We start from the raw sequence: 20,149 nt of genomic DNA on the forward strand, positions 1-20,149 counted from the left end.
GCTCGCACCGCAGCGGGCGCCGCGCAGCCTGCTGCGCCGGCGGGCTTCGCCCGGCGCCCGGCCGCCCGAAGGGCGGCTCCGCTGCCTGCGCTGCGGCAGCGGCGAGGCGCACATGCGCCGCACGCGATGCGCGGCGTGCGGGCGCATGTGCGCCTATTGCGAGGCGTGCCTCGCCATGGGCCGCAGCCGCGAGTGCGGGCTGCTCATCCTCGGCACGCCTGCGGCTGCGCAAGCGCCGGGGCAAGCTCCGGCGCAGGGCGACCGCGCCCCCAGCACGCCGCGAAACCTCGGCGTGCCGGCAATGGAAGCAAGGCTGGCGCCGTGGAAGCTCAGCCCCGCACAGGCGGCCGCAGCTGCGGAAGCGCTTCGCTATATCGAAGCGGGTGAGGTAAGAGCGGACGAACGACCGTTTTTCAAGAGGTGGAAGAGCTCCTGGGTCAACCAACTGATGCGCCGACTTTGTGGCAGCATTGCCGCCCCCAAACATATGCATTCGAAACATGAGCTTGACTCATCACGCATCGTGAGTACAGCTTCTCCCTTCACTTCAGACTATTCGGCGGTTCCGCCAAGATCATTTCTCTTATGGGCGGTGACTGGTGCGGGGAAGACGGAGATGATCTTCCCGCTCGTTGAAGCGTGCTTGCAGCGGGGCGGACATGCGCTCATCGCTACGCCGCGGCGCGACGTCGTGCTTGAGCTGGATCCGCGGCTGCGCCGAGCTTTTCCACAGGAGACGATCGTTACGTTGTACGGCGGCAGTCCGCAGCGGTGGGAGAACGGCGGAATTACGCTGGCCACGACGCATCAGCTGTTTCGCTTCCAGCATGCATTCGAACTCGTTGTGATCGATGAGCTCGATGCATTTCCTTATCATGGAGATCCCCTGCTTCATTATGCGGCTGCTAAAGTATGCAAGCCTGAGGGCGTTACCGTGCTGTTGTCGGCTACTCCTCCGGCTGAGCTCCAGCTTGCCGCTAGACGCGGGCGCCTTCCGCATGTACGGGTGCCGGTCCGGTTTCACCGGCATCCGCTCCCTGTGCCGGTTTATATTCCGCTGCCGCCCGTCAGACAGCTGGTTCAGATGAGCAGACTGCCAAGGCGGCTGGAGAAGGCGATCCATGCCTCCGTCGATCGAGGGGCTCAGCTGTTCATCTTCGTGCAGCAGATCCGTCATATCGAGCCGTTCGTCAAGCAGCTTCGCCACGCATTTCCAACCATCGTTATCGACGGCACGTCTTCCAAGGATGAAGCTCGCGGAGATAAGGTGCGTCAATTCCGCGAGTGTCACATCCGCCTTTTGGTGACGACGACGATTCTGGAGCGGGGTGTTACGGTACCCAGGAGCGATGTGTTTATTATGGATGCAGACGGGAAGCTGTTCGATGACGCATCGCTCGTTCAGATGGCTGGACGTGCTGGAAGATCGAAGGATGATCCCGCGGGAAAAGTGTATTTCTTCGCTCCGGCCCGCAACCGTGCACAGCAGCTGGCCATTCGGCAAATCGTCAGCATGAATAGGCTGGCTAGACGGAAAGGCTATCTGATCCAGGATGCAGGTGCTATTCATGAGCCGTCTGACAAGAAAAGGAGGCTTAATCCGTGAATCCACTCCTGCGCTATATGCGTCAGTTCATTCCGTCAGCCATACGCACTTCCATCTCCATGCTGTCGCCATTACCTTCGGCGTGCTTAACCTGCAATCGCACATATAGCGAAAACCACAGACCCGTCAGAAGCGGGCTGCACGATTCCTCGGAGTTTCGCAGCTTGTGCCCGGACTGCCGGATCGCCATTCCTTGGATAACGCGTATTGTTTGCCAGGTTTGCGGCCGTCCGGGCCCATGCGGGGATTGTGCGCGCAGAACCGATTCCGCTTTTGTATGCAACCGCAGCGCGGTTAGCTACGACGAGGTTATCCGCGGCTGGCTTGCTCTATATAAATATCGGGGCCACGAGGGGCTGGGTTTGTTACTGGGCGAGATGATGCAGGCTGCTTATTGCAGCATGCATCGGGATCTGAAGCAGCGGCTAAGTGCATTCCACTTCGACGCCGTCATCCCCGTGCCTCTAAGTGAGGCAAGGCTTGTTGAACGCGGATTCAATCAAGCGGAGCAGCTGGCCTCGGCCGTGGCGGTTCGCAATCAGCTGCCGCTTGTCCAAGCCTTGAGGCGTACCCGCCATAGTGACAAGCAGAGCTATAAGACGCGCGGCGCACGTTTAAGGGATACCCGTAATCTATTTGCAGCCGAGGAAGCGGGATTCGCGACCCTTGTCCGTCTAGTAGACGGAAGAACCAACGAATCTTCCTTATCGAACCCAGTGCTCCGTCTTCTGCTCGTCGACGACATCTACACGACCGGCAGCACCGTGGATGCCTGCTCAAGGGCTATTCTCGATTCGATGCAGCGAAGCTTTCCAGAGATCCATACAGAGGTCTATGTCCTTACGCTTGCTCGCTCTTAGCGATTCACTGTCCAGACTAGTAAAAAAAAGATGAATTTTGTCGATATAACTGGTAGAATATGAACATCTACATGCTGCCTGAAGGGGGGCAAGGGCGTTGAATCTTGATAACTGTCCTAAGTGCGGAAAACTATTTGCCAAAAATTTTCGTGAAATCTGTCCGGCTTGTATCAAGGAAATGGATATGAATTATACGATATGCGCGGAATATTTACGTAAAAACAAAGGTGCTACCATTCATGAGTTATCTGAAGCGACGGAGGTCTCTGTCCCGCAAATAACCAAATTTATTCGCGAAGGCCGGATTTCGTTGATCGGTGTCCCGAATTTAGGCTATCCGTGCGAAGTATGCGGAACACCCATTCGTGAGAACAATATGTGCGCGAACTGCCGGGCGCGTTTATTGCAGGATGTGAACAAGAACAAAGGAAAGCTTTCCAAAGAATCGGACGATACACCTACTTCCTCGACGGCTTCTTATCGCATTATGGATAGGCTTAGAGACCGAAATTGACGGTTCTATCACATTTTCTATAAATTTTCATTTCATTATGCCGATAATACTCTTATAGAGTTTATCGGCTTTTTATTGTCGTCATCAGGTTGGAGGGATTAGCGATGAAAATTAACGAACCACAGCGAATTGGCGCGGTGAACCCATACCAGAAGCAAAACGAGCAAAGAGTGACAGAAGCTGGCCGGAAGAAACAGCGTGACAATCTACAAATCTCGTCGGAAGCTATGGAGATGCTCCAGTCGCAGAACATACAATCAACTGACAGGCAGGAGCAGATTGACAACCTGAAGCGGCAGGTACAGACAGGAACCTACCATGTAGAAGCAGGCAGAATCGCTGAGAAGCTGCTGCCGTTCTTGAAGAAATATACAGACTGAAGCAGGCGGTGAAACGACGTTGTCCGTTCAACCTATTATCGAGATTCTGCAGCAGCAGGAGGAAGTTTATCGACAGCTGATTACAACTGCCGAACAGAAGACCCCGGTGCTGGTTAATAATGATCTAAAGCAACTTAACATAATTATGAAGCAGGAACGCGCCCTCGTGAAGAAGGCTGAGGAGCTTGAGAAGCTTCGATATCAAATGACGTATAGCTATTTCGCAAAATTGGGGACGCGCTATAGATACAAGCTGGTCGACCTGATTCAGGTTGTTTATGTCGTTGAAGAAAAAAAGAGTTTAATGCGGTTTCACACGGATCTCAATGCACTGCTTTCCACGCTGCAGACAAAGAATGAGTTGAATCAACAGCTGATCCAGCAATCTTTATCCTTTTTGGACTACTCGCTTGATTTGCTTGTGGACTATCCGAATGAGGAATATACGTATCAGCACCCGCAGCAGGCAGGCTATGGGAAGCAGGTTCAGGGCAAGTTTGATAAAAAAAGTTGATAGGGGTTGAACGCCGATGACTTCGACGTTTCACGGCATTGAAACAGCCAAGCGGAGCTTATATGCACAACGGGTTGGGCTGAATACGCTCGGACACAATATCACTAATGCAAATACAGAGGGTTTTTCCCGCCAGCGGGTAACTCTTACGACTGCTAGGCCCATAGAAGCCTTTGGCATGAACCGTTCCACGGCGGCTGGTCAGCTCGGAACCGGTGTGGAGGCTTCGGCCATCAACCGCATCCGTTCTGCGTTCTTGGACGAGCAGTTCCGCGGCGAGAATAAGTATCTGGGAAATTGGCAAATACGTGCTGAAACGTTGAGTAAGCTGGAAACCGTTGTAAACGAGCCGTCTGACACGGGGATTCGCACGGTATTGGAGAAGTTCTGGTCATCTTGGTCCGACTTAAGCAAAGATCCAGCCAGTGCAACAAATCGGGAAATCGTCAAGCAGACCGCGCTTTCGCTCGTCGATGCGTTCAATCAAACTAGCACCCAGCTGCAAAATCTGAGCAATGATTTAACCAATACGATCGACACGAAAGCACAGCAAGCGAATACGATGCTGCAGTCCATCGCCGACCTGAACATGCAGATCAAAAAGTTGGAAGGCTTGGGTGACAACGCCAACGATTTGCGTGATCAGCGCGATTTATATACCGATCAGCTGTCCAAGCTTCTCAATGTAACGGTGACGGAGACTGAGGACGGATACTCGCTTATGATGGGTGGTACGAATCTGGTCGAAGGAACGGAAGTCACAGAGCTAACAGCCGCTGCCCTGACTGGAGCTTATGCATCCGGGGATTTAAACAATGGCGAACTGTTTGGCACATTCGTGGCACGCGACGTGAACGTCAATTCCTATATGAATCAGCTGGACACGATAGCGAGGACGATGGCGGAAGGCAACTTGCAGGTCACTTTGCCAGCGGGATCCATGTATAACGGCACGGAATTGACGGTGGATCAGGTTGTCACGGTGAAGGGGATTAACGGTCTGCATAAGCTGGGCTATACGATGGAGACACCAGCCACAATGGGTTTAGATTTCTTCACGTTTGATACGAATTCAGGGGCTACAGGCATTACGGCAGCTAGTATTCGATTAAACCCGGCAATCGTGAGCGACAGCAATAAAGTTGCTTCCTCGATGAGAACCGCGCCCAATGGAACGGGTATCTCGGTCGTGCAGGGCAACAATACACTTGCTCTTCTCATGTCCCAGCTGAAGGATACCAATTTCAGCTTCGACGAGACTGCTGCTGGCGGTGCGGTCACGGAAACCACACTTGGATCGTTCTACAATGCTATGGTTGGTGAAATCGGCATTCAGGCGCAGGAAGCGAATCGCCAGTATTACAATGCGAACACATTGGTTACCCAGGTTGGCAACAGCCGGCAGTCGGTGAGCGGAGTATCGTTGGATGAGGAAATGTCGGACATGATTATGTTCCAAAATGCTTACAATGCCGCCGCCCGCTTTATGACAACAGTTGACGAGCTGCTGGAAAAACTCATAAACGGCACGGGAACAGTCGGGCGTTAAGAATCTAGGAGGCTTATAATATGGTGATGCGCGTAACGCAAGGAATGACAAGTGCCCAGCTTATTCAGAACTTGAATACGAATATGCGGAAAATGGCGATGCAGCAGGATCAGACGTCTACAGGACGTAAAATCAACAAACCGTCCGATGATCCGGTAGGTATGACTTATGGTTTGCGTTACAGGTCGGATTTGGCTGCTAATTCACAGTATCAGAATAATGTGTCTGCGACGGTGTCCTGGCTCGAGTTTTACGACTCTCAGCTTGATCAGGCCACTCAAGTGCTACAGCGCGTGAATGATTTGGCTGTTCAGGGATCGACGGGAACGAATACGCCGGAATCATTGGAGAGCATTAATAAAGAGATCCTTGAACTGAAAAAGCAAATGACCGATATCGCAAACAGCAGTTTTAACGGCAAATATGTATTCAATGGGCAATTATATGACCAGCAGCCTTACCCTGCAGGTGCCGACGCGAAGGCGGTAACGACTGATAACCGGACTGTCGTCTATGAGATCGGTCAAGGCATTACCATGGATGTCAATCTTTCCGCCGAGAAAGTATTCGGAGCGACAGATGCGGCAGGTACGACGGATAATGTATTTGCGGTCTTCGACCGCTTGTCCGCCGCTCTTGGGTCGGCGAGCTACACAGGTGTAAACGCCGAGATAGCCAAAGTAAAGTCCCGGATGGATAAGATCAGTACGGCCCGCGCCGAGAATGGGGCGAAGACGAACCGCGCTGAGCTGATGCAGAATCGGTTAGACGAAATGAACGTGGGTCTTACCACCCTGCAAGCGAAGACGGAGGACGCGGATATCGAGAAGCTGTACATTGATTCCACGATCAGCCAGAATATTTATCAGGCGTCGCTATCGGTCGGAGCCAAAATCATTACCCCTTCGCTCGTTAACTTCCTGAACTAATATGCGGCTGCCACAGATCCAGATCAGCAGTCAGACAGCTAAAATCGGTATCGAGACCATAGCTGGAGTTCGTACCATCGAGCAGCGCCGTGCAGAAGTCAGGATACAGACAGAGCAACCTAAGATGGAGGTCGTCAATCACCGGCCGATTCTCCAGATCGACAGCTCGGCGACTTGGGATGCGATCAACGGAGGACGACCGGAGGGGTTCACGAAGCGGATCTATTCGCAGAGCGCCCAGTTCGTGCAGCAGCATATAATGACAACCAATGAAAAATGGAGGCGTATCGGAGATTTGGCCGCCGGCGGTGATAACCCGATCCCAGATATGGCCTTCGCTGAGATGGGCCGCGAGCGTCCGGCCCTGCCGGTCTTCGGCCCAGCATCGCGATTCAATACGAAGATCGAATTCTCGGTACAGAGGCCAGACATCGAGATTATGCCGGGGGGCATTCAGATCGACGTCGAATCGAACCAGAAGCCCCGTATCGATTATGAACCGGGCAGGGTCCGCCATTATATGGAGCGTTATCCGTCCGTGACTGTCACACCGCCGCCAATAGTTGATTTAATGGCTTAAATCCTATACGTTTGTATGAAGAGCTATAGCGGCGTTTCGGCGGGCTATAGCTTTTGCATTCGCAAAAAGGCCCTTTCACATGACGATATACGGAAATCGAGGTGCATGAGAATGAAGATGGTGATTCAGACGACGCGTTTCGGGGAGCTGGAATTTGACGAGCAGGAAATCATTCGTTTCCCGCAAGGGTTACCGGGATTCAAGCAGTATGAGAAGTATACGGTCATTCCCATCGAGGACAGCCCTTTCTATTACATTCAATCGGTGGACGAGGGTGGATTGGCGTTCGTAGCGGTATCGCCGTTCGACTTTTATCCGGAGTATGAGTTCGAGCTGCGTGAGGATGCCCTGCAGGATCTCGGCTTTCCCTCCATCGAGGAGGTTCGCGTGTTGAATATCGTGACCGTCAAGGACGAGCTGGAAAAAGCGACCGTGAACTTGATCGCACCGATCGTCTGGAATGCAGTGACGCGTACCGCCCTTCAGGTGATTCTGCAGGATTCGGATTACAAAACCAAGCATCCCTTAATGAAAGTCTCACCGGATCGACAGAAGGGGGCGTTATAATGCTTGTTCTGAGCCGTAAGAAGGGTGAGGCGATCATGATCGGCAGCGAGATCGAATTGACTGTCCTAGAAGTAACGGCAGACGGAGTCAAGCTGGGCATTTCAGCGCCCAAAGAGGTAGGCATTCTTCGCAAGGAATTGTTCATAGCCATTGCGGATACGAATAAGGAAGCGCGGATGCCGGCACTATCCTTAACCGAGCTGAAGAAGCAATTCCAGGATCCAAGGCGCAACGGTTAGCGCCGTTTTGGCACCCAAAGCCGGTTTCTTCCTATTGAACGTTAACGGCGTAAAGGTTACATGCTGTTAATCGTTTATTTTTAAAAAAAATAATGCGAAATCTCTAAAGTTTCCTCCCTGGATACCGATATAGTTTATAGAGCTAATCAAGGGCGGCCGACCTTTCATTAGCTTTACCGCAAGGATGCGGGACAGAACTTACATTCAGGGAGGAAACAAATCATGATTATCAACCACAACCTTAGCGCGGTTAACACTCACCGCAACATGGGTCTGAACAACGTAGCTGCAAGCAAAGGCATGGAGAAACTCTCCTCGGGTCTGCGCATTAACCGCGCTGCCGACGACGCTGCAGGACTTTCGATCTCCGAGAATATGCGTGGACAAATCCGTGGTCTTGAGCAAGCTCAACGTAACACGCAAGACGGTATCTCCTTCGTACAAACAGCTGAGGGCGCGTTGAACGAAGTTTCGGCTATGTTGGTTCGTGTGAAAGAACTGACGGTTCAAAGCCTGAACGAAACGTACCAAACGACCGACAAAACGAACATTTCAAGCGAAATTCAAGCGCTGTCTTCACAAATCGATAACATCTTGACGAAAACTACGTTCAACGGTAAATCGATCACTGCTGGCGCAGGTATCGCAACGGACGATAAAGGCACGATGATCAGCATTGGCTCGATCACTACGACTAGCTTTAACACAACAGTTCTTGTTTCGAACATCACTCTTACGGCTGTCAATTCAGCGATTGAGGCTGTCGCTACAGAGCGTGGTAAACTGGGTGCGGTACAAAACCGTCTGGAATACACTTCGAACAACCTCGGAACGACCACTGAGAACCTGACCGCTTCCGAATCCCGTATCCGTGACACGGATATGGCGAAAGAAATGGTTAATCTTACGAAAAACAATATCTTGCTGCAAGCTTCGCAATCGATGCTGGCACAAGCCAACTCGGCGCCGCAAGGCGTACTGTCGCTGCTTCGTTAATTTGCAGATCAACGACAGCTTTACAAGGGGCCTTAGATTATTGTCTAAGGCCTCTTTTTTGTTAATTAATAAAGGTTAGGTGAATAAAAGTGAAACATAACAAACTGGCGCTGGTTATGATTGTGCGAAATGAAGAGATTAAACTCCCCCGATGTCTGCAGAGCGCAGCTCCGTATGTGGATGAGATTATTGTTGTGGATACAGGCTCCAATGATGGAACGAAGGCATTGGCTGAAGGCTTCGGCGCACGAGTGTTTGACTATGAATGGAACAATCATTTTGGCGATGCCCGAAACTATGCGTTGGATCAATCGACGGCGGACTGGAATTTGATTCTGGATGCGGATGAATGGATCACCGAGATCGATATGCAGGTATTGAAGCGGTTCATGCTTGAAGGGGATGCCCTTGGCCGCATTCAGATTTTGAGTGAAACGGAGGAACAGGGCGAGAAGGGGATATCTCGAGGCTTCATCACAAGGCTTCTGACTTCCGACGTAAGATTCAAGGGACGCATCCACGAGCAGGCCGATACTGACTTGAAGCGCGTCAATGTGCCGATCACGGTTCATCATGATGGATATAGGAATACGGATAAATCGGGGCGCAATATTCCTCTGCTGCTTTCTGAGGTGGAGCAGTCACCGGACGACAGCTATACGAACTATCAGTTAGGCAAGGAATATCAAGGGATCGGCCAATTCGATACAGCCTGCATCTACTATGAGCGGGCTTATACCTGTTTGCATGGTCTGGAGCGCTATGCTCCGAACGTTACAGTCCAGTATCTCTATGCACTCAAAGAAACTAAACGGTTTGAGGAAGCCTTGCGGATTATCGGGGCGCGGCACGATTGGCTTGAACGCTTTCCCGACTATCATTTTGCCTGCGGCATTTTCTACCTGGATCTCATTCTGAGTAATCCCGATGCATATGCAGCTTTGCTGCCGGAAATTGAAGCCGCCTATAGGCGGTGTCTCGCAATCGGTGAGACGGATCAGTACGACAGCTCAGCCGGGATGGGCTCCTATATGGCGCAATATAATTTGGGTGTTTATTACGAAATTTCCGGAAGAACGAAGGAGGCAGCCGCCTGCTATAACGAAGCTTCGCTGCATGGCTATGGCAAAGCAAAGGAAAGATTGCGGAATCTGCAAATTTAAGGGATTGATATTAAGTAACGATCCATGTATTCCGATATATAGAGTAATGAATCATTTGTTTGGGGGGTACACGGGATGTCAATGAATCTTTCTTCAGTCGGCGGCAATAGAATGCCCATTGCGGATTCTGGCGCAGGCGAGATCGAGAAGGCCGTCAGAGTAAGCGGAAGAGATATGTCAATCATTAATACAATGGAAGCGATGCGGCTTGCGGAACTGAGGGGCGTCAAGCTTTCGGTCGGCGAAGAGCAGAAGATCAAAATGCTGGATCAAGCCATTAAAGCCGTGGATGGACCGAATACGACGATTCAGCTCTCCGTGCATAAGGAGACGAACACGATCATGATTAAAGTCATGAACAAGGATACGGGGGAGATGATCCGCGAAGTTCCGCCTGAGAAGACGCTGGATGTGGCTGCCAGCTTAATGGAGATCGCGGGTATACTGATCGATCAAAAAGTATAGGTAGGAGGAACGAACATGAGCAGTATGCTTCGAATTTCGGGGTTTAATTCTGGGCTTGATATCGACACGATGGTCAAGACGATGATGAAGGCGGAACGGGCGAAGCTGGACAAGCTCGTGAAGAATCAAACTTCTATTACATGGAAGCAAGAGGCGTATCGGGATGTCAGCACGTCCCTGGTCGACTTTCGGAATAACAAGCTCGACAAGTACAATAAGATACCGGAGATGACCGCAAAGAAAGCGGAAGTGTCCGGCAATACGGCGGCCGTATCGATTACATCGGCGAACAGTACGGCAACAGGATCGATGTCCGTAACGGTTGAGAAATTGGCTTCTGCAGCAAGAGGAGTCTTTCAACTTGACGGTACACAAACAATGGGTGAACAGGGGTTATATGACACCGGAAAATTCACAATAAACGATATAGAAGTAAGCTATGAAAGCACCGACAAGATAGCGGATATCGTTAATAAGATTAATGCAAACAAAGGTCTTAATGTCACGGCAATGTACTCAGGCGGTATACTTTCTATTACGAACAATAAGACCGGGGCAGGTACTATTGAACTCGGCGGGGACTTTGAGATTAAACCAGCTGATAGCATCCCCCCTCCACGTATCTCAGTTGTGGAGAGTATCGCAGGTAATAAGGCCATGTACACCGTAAACGGGTTGGCAATGACATCCGACTCCAACAATGTATCCGTTAACGGCGTAAACCTTCAGCTAAAAGCTAAATCTACTGAGGCTTCCGTCATTACCACTTCCGTCGATACGGATAAAATCATGAACACCATCAAGTCGTTCATCACGGATTATAATGCTATTCTCGATCAGGTGAACGGCAAGCTGGAAGAGAAACGCTATCGTTCCTATTTGCCGCTCACAACAGAAGAGAAAACGGATATGAGTGACAAGCAGGTGGAGCTGTGGGAGGAGAAGGCAAGGAGCGGACTCCTGGGCAGGGATTCGATTCTTTCTTCCATGGTCAATGATTTACGCACCGCGGTGATAACGGATATCGATCTCGGAGGCGGCAAGAAGATTAATATTACGCAGCTGGGGATCGGCACGGGTAAGTGGACAGACCGCGGTAAGCTGGTCATCGAGAACGAGGACAAGCTGCGTGCGGCGATCGAGAACGACCTGGATTCGGTCGTCAAGCTGTTCACGCAGAACGGCGCGGGCAAACCGGAGCCGACGAGCACCGATACTGGAATATTCAACAAGATGAGCGCAACGGTGATGACTTCCCTGCAGATGATCAGCGATAAGGCGGGCACATCCTCTTTCAGCACCGACAAGAAAGGGACCTTCATGGCCAGCTCGATGCTCGGTGAGGAATTGCAGGGAATTGAGAAACGGATTAATGCCATGAATGATCTCTTGCAGCGGAAAGAAAACCAATACTATGCCAAGTTTACGGCGATGGAAACGGCGATGAACCGATACAGCTCGCAATCGTCAGCCTTCTCCATGTACTCTTAATTTAGGAGGGATACGGCATGTTACAAACACCACATCAGAAGTATCAACAGTTGTCCGCACAGACGGCGACGCCGATCCAATTGGTTCTTATGCTATATGATGGAGCAATTCGATTTACCAAGCAAGGCATTGATGGGATCGAAGAGGTTCGTTATGAGTATGCGAATGAATACTTCTGCAAAGCAGAAGCGATTATTCACGAGCTTGTAGCGGCCCTAGACTTTAATTATCCAATCTCAGCGGAGTTGGCGCGCATCTATGAGTATGTTCTGTTCCAGCTCATTCAAGCGAATGTTAAGAAGCAGCGCTCTTTTGCCGATGAAGCGCTCGTTCAACTGCAGGAGCTGCGTGATGCTTGGAGACAAATATCCAAGACAGCTGTAGCTGTCGGGAATTAAGTACAGACCGTTGAGTATTCCTTCCCTACACCAACTCTACGACGAAACAGTCTCTTTGGCAGAGGAGATCTCCCGCGTTCCGTATGAACGTCTGGTTCAGCTGATCGAGCAGCGTGACAGGGTGCTGGCTGATTTGCAGGATGCATCCATCGTCGAGGAAGCCGATAAAGTCGTTATTCGGAAATTGGCGGCGTATGACGAGCTATTGACGCGACGGATGGCAGAACTAAAAACGGAAGCATCTGAAGCCCTTCATAAGATGTATGCATCGAGGCAGCAGAAGCGGGCATATGAATCCGAGATGGAGAATAGCTATTTTTACGATAAAAAACGATAAAGAAGGAGTTCCCATCGGCAGGGAAACTCCTTCTTTTTTTGATTTTCATGATTTTTCGCTCTGGCTGACAAGTTGAGCAAGTGCGGGGATTTTACGATACTGCGGAAATTTGAATGTGAAATCCTTGAGAAACTTCCGTTTCTTCTCACCCCTAGGACAATGCTGGAGGTACAGTACGTACAGATGCATCTGGGCAGGACGCTTAGCGATTGTCATCTCAAGGAAGTCGAGTCCGTCATCGATATACTGGTGATTAAGATGGTAGATAGCCAGATTCTCGCAGCTCATGGCATTCAGCTCTTCGCTGCGCAGCAGGATGGAGTAATAATTCAAGGCGACTTCATACTGCTTTTTGGAATAGAAGAAGTTGGCTAGCGAGTTGATTAACTCGCCGTCGCTGTACGTATTGACCAGCTGGTCGTACATCTCGTAGAACTTGTACAAATAGCATCTCGTTAATAACGGATAGATGGCGCCTGTTTTCTCAGGAGCTTCCCCGCCCACGAACTTGCGATAAGCCTCGTATGTCTTGTGTAGCTCATGCTCTTTGGGAACCTTTAGTCTGTCACAGTAATCGGCCTTCCAGACCAGCGCACCGATTGCCAGGTAGATAAGCGATTCCTCGCTCGGGACCCAGTCCTCCTCCATCGTCAGAAGCTGTTCCTCAAACATCACCTGATTATGTGTAATCAGGGCAAAGCCCAGCCGGTCCTGTATTTCAAGGTCGACGGTTACATCCTTCAGCTGCTCGTAATAATGTACGGCCAGCTCTTCCGAGCCGACAGATAAACTCACTTTCAGCATAAAGATCTCGTGTTTACGGTTATGTTGTTCATAGATATTATTTAATAACGGCACAATGGCATCCGGCGATTGTGTGATTGAGCTGTAGTCGATAAGTTGAGAGATCGCCCGGTAATCGTAAGGATTCTGCATGAGAAGCTTGGTCAGGTAATAGATGGACTTCTCCGTATCGAATTCCAGATCTGCAATATCGGCAAGGAGCCTAAGCGGAATGGAGGATGCGTAGTTGGCACTGTCCAGCCAGAATACATGGGTAGTTTCTGCTAGCTTCTCGGCTGATTGAAAAGCATCCAAGTAGGATACTTTGGCTTGCTCGAAGAAACCGAGATGAAAGTAGATCAACCCCTTCATGCAGTGATACTCTGGGTATTGGCTCCAGTTCACTAGGTTAGTTTCAATAAGAGTCCAAGCATCGTGAAGCCGGTTTTGTTTAAAATAGCATTGCAATAAAGATACGACACAGCGAGGATACCAAGCTACGCTTTTTTGGCTGGCAGCTTTTTTTAAGCTTCGTTCATAGTAATAGATCGCGTTTGCCGTATCGCCCTTTACTCCGTTCTCATTCCCGATCGTATAATAATCGTATGCACTAAATCCGGTTTTCTTCTTAAGCTCGGTAAATATATTCGCATTACGGTTCAGTTTGTCCTTGGCTTCGATGGTTTCTTGGAGATAACCGGTATGAAAGAGTGAACTGGGGGCCAAACGAAACATTAGATTCGTTCCATCTATTGCGTGCAATTGCTCATGAATGGGACGCGTATAATAAATATTATAATAGTTAGGGAATAGACGCGGGATTTCACCCGTAGTTAATGTACTCTGTTCTTGGCTGGCTCCGACGAAGTTAACGACGCTAATCGCGAATACAGTATCTTTTCTGGGGGCTTCATTCTCCAAAAACGCCCTAAGCCTCTCTGCTTCGACAGGTGGAAAGTACTCATCGGCATCCATGACCAGAATCCAGCGAGAAGTCGCTCTCCGTATGCCTTCGTTACGAGCGGCTGCGAAGTCATTCGTCCACACATAGTCATATACATGCTCTGTGTATGTATAGGCTATTTCTTTTGTATGGTCAGTTGAACCTGTATCAATAATTATAATTTCATCAACAATGGCTTTCACGCTATCCAAACAACGTGCCAATACGTCTTGTTCATTCTTTACGATCATGCAAAGAGATAACAACATTAATAAGCCCCCAAACCTTGTAGTAAGTAAACAGTATTTCTCTTATGTAGTAGATAGAGCCCATAAATCGACTAAATGAAACTTGAATAATGCTGCGTGTTAACAGCGTCTTGAATTTTAAAAGTGACAACATGAATTTGTATTTCTTATATATTCTATATCGGAATAAAGTGCGTGTGGTATTAATAAATCAATGCTATCGTCTATAGATCGACAAATTCCGTCAAAGTTCATAGTGTGGTGTCGAAATTATGCTCACATATTCATTTTTCGGCTGATTATGTCGATTAAGAGAGTAGGCTCTTTTAATAAAAAGAACTCGAAAATATTCTCGAGGGGTTGGCATAACGTGACGGGGACAAACGAGTTTGAGCAGCATAAAAGACAAATAAAAGATGAAATTAAGCAATGGATTCAAGAGGGAGAACTCGATCAAGCGAGTTTATTAATCAATGAATATGAAGCAATCGTCAAGGATGATAGTGAGATTGCCAATATGAAAGCAATCATTTGTATTTCTCAGGGGAATTTAGTGGATGCAGGTGATGTGCTGATACAGGCTCTCGATCTAGATCCTGCCAATGCCGATGCCTATTATAACATGGCTTATTTGAAACAAGCCCAGGGGGATTATGATTCCGCCTATCGTTTTTATAAACTTGCGGAGAAATATGCAGGGGATATGGACTATCTTGAGGGTTTGAAAGAGACAATCCAGCAAATAAGGTCTGAATTGGAAACCCCCGAAGAACAAGAAGTGAAGCGGTTTATCATTTTATCCTCTTGTAATTGGAGGAATATGCTGCAAAGGCCGCATCATATAGCAAAGGCGCTGGCTCAGGCAGGACATCTTGTCGAATTTGTTGAGCCCGGAAGACAAAAAATAGCTGTAGATAGTCGGGATCTAGCTGTTGATGATATCGTCCAACTGAGTATAAGCAATGCTAATAGCTCTGGTTTGGCTCATATATATAGTACGGTTACCATTTACGAAGATGATCAGCCTGTAATGGATTCATATTCAAGTTTAATTCAACATCTGATAGATAGTGCAATTGAGGATGTTGTCGTAATTTGTTATTTACCGGATAGTATTCATACATTGAACCGGCTCAATGGAGATTTTAAAGTCATTTACGAATGTGTAGATGACCACACTGATCTAGAGTATTCATTTTGGAACAAGAAGCAGGATTACGAATATGAGATTCGCCTTCTTGAAAGGGCTGATTTCATTACAGCCACGAGTATGGCGCTATTTTTAACTCGTGGTATCAACCGCAGCAATATCTTCCTATCAAAAAACGCTGTGAATCGCAGCGATTTTCAGATCGAAGATGAAGCGCCGATCCCGGACGATTTAGCGGCGATTCCTGGGCCGAGAGTCTGCTATATGGGAGTGGTCTATAAGCGGTTTGACGAAGATCTATTTTATCGGCTCGTAAGAGAAAATAGAGATTTGTCATTCGTCGTTATTGGTTCGGTATTAGAGGGAATGCTTGTTGAGAAAGAGGAGAACCTCTATATTTTGGGGCCGAAGAGTCATGCCGAACTTAAATATTATCTTACACATATGGATGTAGGAATCATTCCATCCCGGGATGAGGCGGACATTAATGTCAGCTGTGATCCGATTAAAGGCTATGAGTATGTTAGCTGCGGATTGCCGGTTATTGCAACTAATATGCCAGAGCTAGCGACAGGAAATAAGTGTATTCAAATATCAGGAAGCTTTGATGAATTTAACCGTCTCATGCGAGAAGGACTCAAGGCTAAGCTAAGCAAGGAACAGATTAACGATGTTCTGGAGGGGAATAGCTGGGAAGCCAGAGGACGCCTGATCCTTGATATATTAAACGACAAGGCACAGAAGCATCGAAAAGATCTCATATTAGAAGACAAGAGGAAAGTGTGGAGAGACATTCTTGAGGATAGCCCGAATTATCTGTTGGAATCCCTCTATTCCTTCACCTTTGCCGAGACGAGCATTGATTTATTTTATGAACACGCACGTCGTGCATACGACAATTATAAAACATCTTTTACCTTGAAAACTTATGCATACGCTGCTTTTTTGACTGATAAAACGGAATCGTGCATTTCCTATATTCTGGACGACCCTTCTCTAAGGGATATTGATAAGGCGGAATTGTTATTCCTCCGAAGCTATAACAAATATGATGTTCTACGTCTTAAACTCTTATTTCATGCTAAGTTGTACGATGTATGGCAGCAAGAAATCTTAACGCTAGAATATAACGAAGATCAACTAGTTGAACAGGCGCATTACTATTTTGAAACTGGCAATAACGCAAGTGCCGAGGAGTTGTACGCGAAAGTACTGCAAACGAAGTCCGTTTATTTAACCAGCCCTGTTTTCAACAGAAACCTCTCTGAACATTTAATCAGAATGGGTGCTTTTCAAGAAGGTAAAGCATTTAAAGAGAATGAGAGAAAGTTTACGGAAGAACATTTAGGCCGTTACCGGCAAGAGATGGTGAAAACCGTTGGTGCGGACATCAAGAAGAAAAAGAAAAGATTCAGCATCGTCATACCGACGAGAAACAGTCCCAATACGCTTGAATTCACGTTGAAAACGTGCTTGAATCAATCATTTAGTGATTATGAAATCGTTGTTTGCGATAACAGCAGTGATAATATGACGGAGCAGCTGATCAAGCGGCTGGATGATTCGAAAATCAGGATCGTGAAGCCGGAGCAAGAGTTGGCGATGACTGATAATTTTAACTTTGCGGTGTCACAAATAGAAGGCGAGTACGTCATTGTTCTAGGATCTGATGACGGATTATTATTACATGCACTGGATACGTTGGACGTGCTGTTGGATGCATTCCAGACCAAACTGCTGACTTGGAACCTGCTGGCATACGGCTGGCCTGACGTTCAGCTTGAAGGCTATCAAAACTACTTTGCCATCCCTAATGTTGCTACAGGGCGAGTTGGCCATCAATATATGGAAGGCAAAGAGGTGATCCGCGCAGTAGCACAGTATGAGGTCACTTATAACGTGCTGCCGATGTTATATTGCAACTCAGTTGTTCATAGCGATTTGCTTTCCGAGCTCGTAGAGAAGACCGGAAGTGTATACAAAAGCATATCTCCGGACGCGTATTCGGGATTCACGCTTGCTTATTTACAAAAAAGATACATTTCAATAAACATTCCTATGTCTATTGGAGGTAACTCAGGGAACAGCACCGGTATGTCGTATGCATTTGGTAAAGATAAGAAGTCGGAAAAAATCACGAACGATTACCTCAGGCTGAATCGTAAAACCGGTTTGAACGTTCATAAGCAGATTCCGGATGTAAAGACCGTGGAAGCTGTGATCGGAGAAGCATTCATGAGGGCTAAGGACACACTGTTTCCAAATGATCAGTATCTTGAACTGAATCGAAAGAGAATGATTGAAAAAAGCGTGCAAGCCTTAGCGAATTCGGAAGGTCAGCTCACCGAAATTTTGTACAATTTATATAACGCGCTAAGTGACGACGAGCATCTCCAGCAATGGTTTTACGAAACCTATCTGGAAAGCGAGATTATTCCAGTAACCAAAGGCGAGCATCGCTTCAAGTACAAAAAGGGCTTTATCGATAATGGCGGAGGCTTGATTGTCGATGCCACAGAGTTCGGGGTTACGGATGTCAATGGTGCGGCAGAGCTGTTCCGCAAAGTTACGGGATGGTAGAGACAATATAAGGTGTGATCATAGATGAAAGCCGTTATTTTAGCCGGAGGTTTCGGTACGAGAATTAGCGAAGAAACCAGTTTAATTCCGAAACCGATGATTCAAATCGGAGGGAAACCGATTTTATGGCACATAATGAAAACCTATTCGTATTATGGCATTCAGGATTTCATTATTTGTCTGGGTTATAAAGGATACATGATCAAGGAGTACTTCGCCAATTATTATCTTCATACATCGGATATCACGTTCGATATGCGGACCAATGAAATGCAGGTCCACCAGAATAGTGCCGAACCATGGAGGGTAACGCTTGTTGATACAGGGGAATCAACGATGACGGGTGGACGATTGAAACGCATTCAGCCATACGTTGGCGACGAATCGTTCTGCTTTACATATGGTGACGGCTTAAGCAGCGTTAATATCGGCGAACTGATACAATTCCATAAGGAAAAGGGGCGGCTGGCGACGGTAACGGCGGTTCAGCCACCGGGGCGATTCGGAGCAATCGATCTGCAAGAGGATCGGATTGTTGGGTTCAAAGAAAAGCCACAAGGAGACGGGAATTGGATTAATGGCGGCTTTTTTGTACTTGACTCTGGAGTGTTTCCGTACATCAGCGGAGACGAAACGTCATGGGAAGCAGAACCGCTTGAAGAACTGGCAAGTATAGGCCAGCTTTCAGCGTTTCGTCATACAGAGTTCTGGCAGCCGATGGACACTTTGCGCGACAAAGTGAAGCTGGAGGAACTGTGGCAGTCAGGCAAGCCTCCGTGGAAGGTATGGATATGACAAACACTTTGTTTTGGGGAAATAAGAAGGTATTTATTACGGGGCATACCGGATTCAAAGGAAGTTGGTTATCTTTGTGGCTGCAAGCATTAGGCGCTGACGTATACGGCTATTCGCTCGCACCGGAAGACGGACCAAATTTGTTCGAACAAGGCCGGGTAGCGGATGGTATGACCTCCCTATTCGGCAATGTTGTTGACGCCGACCGTCTTCAGGCGGTGATGAGCGACATTCAACCGGATATAGTCTTTCACATGGCCGCTCAGCCGTTAGTAAGGTACTCCTACTCACACCCGATCGAAACCTTTCAAACCAATATTATGGGAACCGTCTGCTTATTGGAGGCGATCCGATCAACAAACTCCGTTAAAACGGTTATCAATATTACCAGCGACAAATGCTACGATAATTCGGGCAGCTCCCGTAAAGATTTTGTCGAAGAGGATTCGATGGGCGGATTGGATCCCTACAGTTCCAGCAAAGGCTGCGCGGAGTTGATTACGAGTGCTTACCGCAGCTCCTTCTATCGGGAGGCCGGCATCAGGCTTGCATCGGCTAGAGCGGGTAACGTGATCGGGGGCGGTGACTGGGCGGCGGATCGGATCCTTCCCGACTTCATCCGTGCCGCTTTGGCGCGCCGACCATTAGTCGTCCGTTATCCCGCAGCCGTTCGTCCATGGCAGCATGTACTCGATTGTTTGAATGGATACATAACATTGGCTGAAAAGATGTGGGAAAGTGATTCGTTCGAAGGGGGCTGGAATTTTGGCCCGGATCACCAATCGTTAGTTACGGTGGAGCAGATGATCGATATCGCCGCCACCGCATGGCCGGGTGAAACAACGGTTCAGTACGAACGAAGTAACCAGCCTTATGAAGCGAACTGGTTAATGCTCGACAGCACGCAGGCCGCGCAGCGGTTGAATTGGAACACCCGATTATCCATTCAGGATACGGTCCAGTGGACGCTTGAATGGTACCAGCAGTACGCTGGCAATGGGGATATGAAGCAGGTTACGTTGGATCAGATTCAGCGGTACCAACAACTCAAGGAGCTGTAAA

20 protein-coding genes are annotated in these 20,149 nt (G+C 48.5%); 19 read left to right on the forward strand and 1 reads right to left on the reverse strand.

Annotation, left to right across the window (positions count from 1 at the left end):
- The 16 genes from NNL21_RS33040 to NNL21_RS33115 all read left to right on the forward strand — a co-directional run.
- Positions 1-1,606 (forward strand): helicase-related protein (locus NNL21_RS33040; RefSeq protein ID WP_256555652.1); only part of this gene is annotated, 1,606 nt, incomplete at its 5' end.
- The gene (locus NNL21_RS33045) at positions 1,603-2,466 is read left to right on the forward strand and encodes a ComFC family protein (protein ID WP_204820042.1); all 864 of its coding nucleotides are present in this window, start codon (positions 1,603-1,605) and stop codon (positions 2,464-2,466) included. The genes NNL21_RS33040 and NNL21_RS33045, both read left to right, overlap by 4 nt.
- Positions 2,467-2,563: 97 nt before the next feature.
- The gene (locus NNL21_RS33050; RefSeq protein ID WP_204820041.1) at positions 2,564-2,980 is read left to right on the forward strand and encodes a TIGR03826 family flagellar region protein; all 417 of its coding nucleotides are present in this window, start codon (positions 2,564-2,566) and stop codon (positions 2,978-2,980) included.
- 104 nt (positions 2,981-3,084) lie between these two features.
- Positions 3,085-3,360, forward strand: a complete 276-nt coding sequence (gene flgM, locus NNL21_RS33055; protein ID WP_204820040.1) for a flagellar biosynthesis anti-sigma factor FlgM — start codon at positions 3,085-3,087, stop codon at positions 3,358-3,360.
- Positions 3,361-3,379: 19 nt separating this feature from the next.
- A complete protein-coding gene (locus tag NNL21_RS33060; protein ID WP_204820039.1) occupies positions 3,380-3,874 on the forward strand; it encodes a flagellar protein FlgN in 495 nt (164 codons plus the stop codon).
- 16 nt (positions 3,875-3,890) lie between these two features.
- Positions 3,891-5,423, forward strand: a complete 1,533-nt coding sequence (gene flgK, locus NNL21_RS33065) for a flagellar hook-associated protein FlgK (protein ID WP_204820038.1) — start codon at positions 3,891-3,893, stop codon at positions 5,421-5,423.
- A 20-nt stretch (positions 5,424-5,443) separates the two neighbouring features.
- On the forward strand, positions 5,444-6,352 hold the full coding sequence (flgL, locus tag NNL21_RS33070) for a flagellar hook-associated protein FlgL (RefSeq protein ID WP_309145368.1): 909 nt from the start codon (positions 5,444-5,446) through the stop codon (positions 6,350-6,352).
- 1 nt (position 6,353) lies between these two features.
- On the forward strand, positions 6,354-6,932 hold the full coding sequence (locus NNL21_RS33075) for a DUF6470 family protein (RefSeq protein ID WP_256555653.1): 579 nt from the start codon (positions 6,354-6,356) through the stop codon (positions 6,930-6,932).
- Between the two features lie 111 nt (positions 6,933-7,043).
- Positions 7,044-7,499, forward strand: coding sequence for a flagellar assembly protein FliW (gene fliW, locus NNL21_RS33080; protein WP_204820036.1), 456 nt, complete (start codon positions 7,044-7,046; stop codon positions 7,497-7,499).
- Positions 7,499-7,738: a carbon storage regulator CsrA gene (csrA, locus tag NNL21_RS33085; protein WP_204820035.1), complete on the forward strand. Its 240-nt coding sequence runs from the start codon at positions 7,499-7,501 to the stop codon at positions 7,736-7,738. The genes fliW and csrA overlap by 1 nt, the downstream gene beginning before the upstream one ends.
- A gap of 222 nt (positions 7,739-7,960) precedes the next feature.
- The gene (locus NNL21_RS33090; RefSeq protein WP_204820034.1) at positions 7,961-8,734 is read left to right on the forward strand and encodes a flagellin N-terminal helical domain-containing protein; all 774 of its coding nucleotides are present in this window, start codon (positions 7,961-7,963) and stop codon (positions 8,732-8,734) included.
- An 89-nt stretch (positions 8,735-8,823) separates the two neighbouring features.
- On the forward strand, positions 8,824-9,897 hold the full coding sequence (locus NNL21_RS33095; RefSeq protein WP_204820033.1) for a tetratricopeptide repeat-containing glycosyltransferase family 2 protein: 1,074 nt from the start codon (positions 8,824-8,826) through the stop codon (positions 9,895-9,897).
- A gap of 75 nt (positions 9,898-9,972) precedes the next feature.
- Positions 9,973-10,362 (forward strand): flagellar protein FlaG, encoded by a 390-nt coding sequence (locus NNL21_RS33100; RefSeq protein WP_256555654.1) that lies wholly within the window; start codon positions 9,973-9,975, stop codon positions 10,360-10,362.
- 15 nt (positions 10,363-10,377) lie between these two features.
- Positions 10,378-11,853, forward strand: coding sequence for a flagellar filament capping protein FliD (fliD, locus tag NNL21_RS33105; RefSeq protein WP_204820032.1), 1,476 nt, complete (start codon positions 10,378-10,380; stop codon positions 11,851-11,853).
- 17 nt (positions 11,854-11,870) lie between these two features.
- Positions 11,871-12,251, forward strand: a complete 381-nt coding sequence (fliS, locus tag NNL21_RS33110; RefSeq protein WP_204820031.1) for a flagellar export chaperone FliS — start codon at positions 11,871-11,873, stop codon at positions 12,249-12,251.
- A 55-nt stretch (positions 12,252-12,306) separates the two neighbouring features.
- Positions 12,307-12,588 carry a hypothetical protein gene (locus NNL21_RS33115; RefSeq protein WP_204820030.1) on the forward strand — a complete coding sequence of 94 codons (282 nt, stop codon included), beginning with the start codon at positions 12,307-12,309 and terminating at the stop codon, positions 12,586-12,588.
- Between the two features lie 45 nt (positions 12,589-12,633).
- On the opposite strand, the gene NNL21_RS33120 is transcribed toward NNL21_RS33115, so the two are convergent.
- The gene (locus NNL21_RS33120; protein WP_204820029.1) at positions 12,634-14,583 is read right to left on the reverse strand and encodes a tetratricopeptide repeat-containing glycosyltransferase family 2 protein; all 1,950 of its coding nucleotides are present in this window, start codon (positions 14,581-14,583) and stop codon (positions 12,634-12,636) included.
- Positions 14,584-14,932: 349 nt separating this feature from the next.
- Between NNL21_RS33120 and NNL21_RS33125 the strand changes: the two genes are divergently transcribed.
- From NNL21_RS33125 to rfbG, 3 genes are read left to right on the forward strand one after another with little or no spacing between them, the layout of a single operon-like run.
- Entirely contained in the window at positions 14,933-18,292 is a 3,360-nt protein-coding gene (locus NNL21_RS33125; RefSeq protein WP_204820028.1) for a glycosyltransferase, read from the forward strand.
- A 24-nt stretch (positions 18,293-18,316) separates the two neighbouring features.
- On the forward strand, positions 18,317-19,087 hold the full coding sequence (gene rfbF, locus NNL21_RS33130) for a glucose-1-phosphate cytidylyltransferase (protein ID WP_204820027.1): 771 nt from the start codon (positions 18,317-18,319) through the stop codon (positions 19,085-19,087).
- Complete coding sequence (gene rfbG / locus NNL21_RS33135) at positions 19,084-20,148, forward strand: CDP-glucose 4,6-dehydratase (protein ID WP_204820026.1); 1,065 nt, start codon at positions 19,084-19,086, stop codon at positions 20,146-20,148. The genes rfbF and rfbG overlap by 4 nt, the downstream gene beginning before the upstream one ends.
- Position 20,149 lies beyond the last annotated feature (1 nt).

The sequence above is a fragment of the Paenibacillus mendelii genome (genome assembly GCF_024498075.1).
Taxonomy (GTDB): Bacteria; Bacillota; Bacilli; order Paenibacillales; family Paenibacillaceae; genus Paenibacillus_Z; species Paenibacillus_Z mendelii.